The sequence below is a fragment of the Promicromonospora citrea genome (genome assembly GCF_013004695.1).
Classification (GTDB): Bacteria; Actinomycetota; Actinomycetes; order Actinomycetales; family Cellulomonadaceae; genus Promicromonospora; species Promicromonospora citrea.
On the sequence record NZ_JABEMG010000234.1, the window covers coordinates 1 to 3,733 of the forward strand.

The window sequence follows — 3,733 nt, forward strand, 5'->3', positions numbered from 1 at the left end:
GGTCGACGGGCCGCTCGCGGACGGGCCGGGTGCTGCCACGACGGCCGCGCCGCCCGCCCCGGGCGACACCGGCGCGGACGACCCGGTGTGGCTCGAGGTGCTCAACACCGACGCGACCGTCTACGGCGGGTCGGGCGTGGGCAACATGGGCCGCGTCCAGGCCGAGCCGGTGCCGTACCACGGCCGCCGCTGGTCGGCGGAGATCCGCGTGCCCCCGCTGGGCGCCCTCGTCCTGACCCCGGCGCCGCGCTGAGCGCGGCGGCGCTGCGCTGAGTGCCCGGCGCTGCGCTGAGTGCCCGGCGCTGCGCGCTGAGATCTGGTGTTCGCGGTGAGATCTGGTTGCGCACGACCAGATCTCGCCGCGAGCACCAGATCTCAGCGCAACACCAGCACGGTGGGACGCCCGGAGGGCCTCAGTACAGGTAGAGCGACAGCCGACGGCGGGCCTTGGCGACCCGCGGGTCCGTCGTGCCGGCGACCTCGAAGAGCTCCAGGAGCCGGACGCGCAGCTTCTCCTTGCCGTCGGCGTCGGCCTCCGGCATGAGGTCGAGCAGTCGCCCGAAGGCGTCCTCGACCTTGCCGCCCAGCATGTCCAGGTCGGCGACGGCGAGCGCCGCGTCGACGTCGGACGGCGCGTCGGCCGCGGCCGTGCGGACCGCGGCGAGGTCGGCGTCGTGGGTGCGCTGCATGAGGTGCACCTGCGCGAGGCCCGCCGCGGCGTCGGAGTCCTTGGGGTCCTGGCGGAGCGCCTTCTCGTAGGCGGCAGCGGCCGCGGGGAGGTCGTCGCGCTCGATGGCGTCGTACGCCTCCTGGTGCAGCGGCGGCAGCGGCTTCTCGGGCTCGACGGCGGGCTCGTCGCCCGCCGGGGCGGCGCCGGGCGCGCGGCCGGTCACGCCGTTCTGCTCGGCCGCGGCCAGCACCTGGTCGAGCACCCCGCGGATCTGCTGCTCGTCGGCGGCGCCCTGGAACAGCGGCAGCGGCTGGCCCTGCAGCACGGCGACGACCGTCGGCACGCCCTGCACCTGGAAGGCCGCGGCGACCTGGGGTGACGCCTGCGCGTCGACCCGGCCGAGGAGGAATCGGCCGCCGTACTCCTGCGCGAGCCGGCCCATCGTCGACCCGAGGTCGGCGTTCGCCTTGTCGGTGGGGATCCACAGCAGGATCACCACCGGATAGGTCGCCGAGTCACGGACCAGCTGCTCGAAGTTCGCCTCGGAGACGTCCACCACGAACCCGCCGGCCTCGGGCGCGCCCCCTGGCTCGCCGGGCGGAGGCGACTGCGGACGGTTCAGTGCGGACAGGTCGACCGCGCCGCGCACGGCGAACTCGGGCTGGGCGCTCCGGGCGGGACCGGGCTGAGAGGTGGCACTGCTCATGGGGGCAATCCTAGTGAACCCTCGCCGACCCACCCGCCGACTCCGCTCTCGGCGATCAGGCTCCCGCTCCGGGGCTCCCGCTCAGCCGGCGGAGACGGCGAACGGCACGGGCTGCACACCCAGCAGGCTGACCCGCGCGCCCGAACCGGCCGGCGGCACGTACAGCGCCACGGTGTGGTGGTAGGAGGTGCGCAGCACGTTGGTGCCGTCCCCGTCGTCCCACAGCGCGGCGACCGACGGCGACCGCGGCGCGAGCTGCCAGTGCTCCTCCGCCCGCAACGTCTCCTGGCCGCGCAACGCGACCACCACCATGGCGCCGCCGTCGAGGGTGCGGACCGCCACGACGGGTTCGTCGGCCGGCTCGAACGCGACCTCGAAGCTGCCCGTGCCGTCCGCCTTCTCGATCTCGGCGACCTGGCGACGGCCGGAGGAGCGCAACCAGTCGCTCAGGTAGTCGTCGTCGGTGAACGTGTCGGCGTACCGCGACCGCTCGCCGGCCGTCAGCAGCGACGCGTACTGCTCGGCGACCTGGCCGGGCGGCACGAGGAGCCCGTCGTCGTCCGGGGCCACCGCGGGGCTGCCGAGCACCGGCTCCGCGAAGTGGGGCAGCGTCACGCCCGGCGCCAGGCGGACGTAGGCCCACAGCTTGTACTGCTCGCGCGGCCCCGCCTGCTCGAAGACCGCGAGCACGGGGGCGATCTTCGGGCCCGGCGGCTCCATGACGACGTAGCTCCGGCGCGGCCACCCCTCGTCAGACGGGAGGACCATGAGGCGCGCCTCGAGCGTGAGGTCGGTCAGCAGGGCCTGGTCCTCGGCGCGGGTGGCGATCCGCAGCTCGGCCTCGCGCGTCGTGAGCGCCGGTCCGGTCAGGCGCGACCCGAGCGGCGCGGCGTCCTCGCCGTTCGCCCGCTCCAGCACGGCGGAGACGCTGTCCAGGATCTTGCGCTCCTGCGACGCGCTGACGACCGCGGCGACCACGGGTGCCTCGGGCTCCGGTGCGGGCGGCGCGGTCGTGCACCCGGCGAGCAGCACGGCCGTACCGGCGCCGACCAGGGCCGTCAGGGTCGCCCGCAGACGCGGCGAGGGTGGCCTCCGTGTGTTCACGGGGGCCACCCTAGCCAGGGCGTCGTCCGAGGTCAGCCGTTCGACACCGAGTACGGCACGTGCTCGTACCCGACCAGGCTGATCTGGTCCTCGGACTCCTTCGGCGGCACGTACATCGCGACCATGTCCTTGTAGTTCACCTCGACCACGTTGGTCTGGTCGGCGTCGCCCCACAGGGCCTGCGTCGTCTTGGTGGGCGGGCCGATCTCGCAGCCCTCCTCGCGCGCGGTGATCGTCTCCTTGCTGATCATCGCGGCCATGACGAGCGCGCCGCCGTCGGCGGTACGGACCGCCTTCACCGGCTCCTTGGTCGGCTCGTACGCGACCTCGAAGGCGCCGTCGCACTCCTCCTTGTTGATCGCGTCGACCTGGAGCTTGCCGTAGTCGCGCAGGATCTGGCGCAGTGCGTCGTCCGCGAAGTTGTCCGCGTACTTCGACTTCGAGTCGACGGTCAGCACCGACGCGTACTGCTTGATCGCGTCGGTCGGCGTGGCCGTGAGGCTGGTGTCGTCCGGCGGGACCGCCGCGCTGCCGAGACCCGCCTCGGCGAACCGCGGCATCGTCACGCCCGGCAGCAGACGGACCCAGCCCCAGAGCTTGTACTGGGAGCGGGCGTCCGCCTGCTCGAAGCCCATGAGCACCGGCGTGGTGAGGTCCTTGGGCTGGACGGTGATGGCGAAGCTGTTCCGCGGCCACTCCGGGTCCGCGGGCAGGATCACCTGCTGCATCTCCATGGACAGGTCGGTCAGCGGCTCGCTGTCCTTGCGCTTCGCCGCCACGTCGAGCTGCGTGGTGCGGATGTCGAGCGCGGGCCCGGTCAGCCGCGGCTTGAGGGCGTCGGCGTCGCTCTTCTTGCTCACCTTGCCCACGACCGCCGACACCTTGTCGAGGATCTTGCGCTCCTGCGCCTCGCTCACCATGGCGGCGGCGACGGGCGCCTCTGGCGTCGGTGTCGGCAGCTCCTGGGCGCAGGCGGTGAGCAGGCCGGACACGGCCACCGCCGCGACGACGGCGGCCGCTCGCGTGCGGACGGTACGGGTGTTCATCGGTTGCCTCCGTCGTCGGACCCGGTGACTCCCCAGGTCTGGCGCCATGCGGCGGCGCGGCTGCTCGGTGTCTGCGGCTGCTCGGGCTCGGGCTCGGGCTCCGGCACGGACGCGGGCACCGCGGGCATCGCACCCGTCGCGGCCCGGCGCTGCGCCTGCTCGCGCAGGCGCATCTCGCGCCGCGTCAACGGCCGGCCCGACGCCGCG

The 3,733-nt window shown here is 74.0% G+C and carries 5 protein-coding genes; 1 reads left to right on the forward strand and 4 read right to left on the reverse strand.

Annotated features, from left to right (window positions below; genetic code table 11):
• A partial coding sequence (locus HLB15_RS22905) for an alpha amylase C-terminal domain-containing protein (protein WP_171108989.1) occupies positions 1-253 on the forward strand: 253 nt, incomplete at its 5' end.
• Between the two features lie 160 nt (positions 254-413).
• On the opposite strand, the gene HLB15_RS22910 is transcribed toward HLB15_RS22905, so the two are convergent.
• The 4 genes from HLB15_RS22910 to HLB15_RS22925 all read right to left on the reverse strand — a co-directional run.
• Positions 414-1,376, reverse strand: a complete 963-nt coding sequence (locus HLB15_RS22910) for a tetratricopeptide repeat protein (RefSeq protein WP_171108992.1) — start codon at positions 1,374-1,376, stop codon at positions 414-416.
• Positions 1,377-1,457: 81 nt separating this feature from the next.
• The gene (locus HLB15_RS22915; RefSeq protein ID WP_229785391.1) at positions 1,458-2,480 is read right to left on the reverse strand and encodes a DUF8094 domain-containing protein; all 1,023 of its coding nucleotides are present in this window, start codon (positions 2,478-2,480) and stop codon (positions 1,458-1,460) included.
• A gap of 32 nt (positions 2,481-2,512) precedes the next feature.
• Positions 2,513-3,526, reverse strand: a complete 1,014-nt coding sequence (locus HLB15_RS22920) for a DUF8094 domain-containing protein (protein WP_171108997.1) — start codon at positions 3,524-3,526, stop codon at positions 2,513-2,515.
• A partial coding sequence (locus tag HLB15_RS22925) for a hypothetical protein (protein WP_212760264.1) occupies positions 3,523-3,733 on the reverse strand: 211 nt, incomplete at its 5' end. The genes HLB15_RS22920 and HLB15_RS22925, both read right to left, overlap by 4 nt.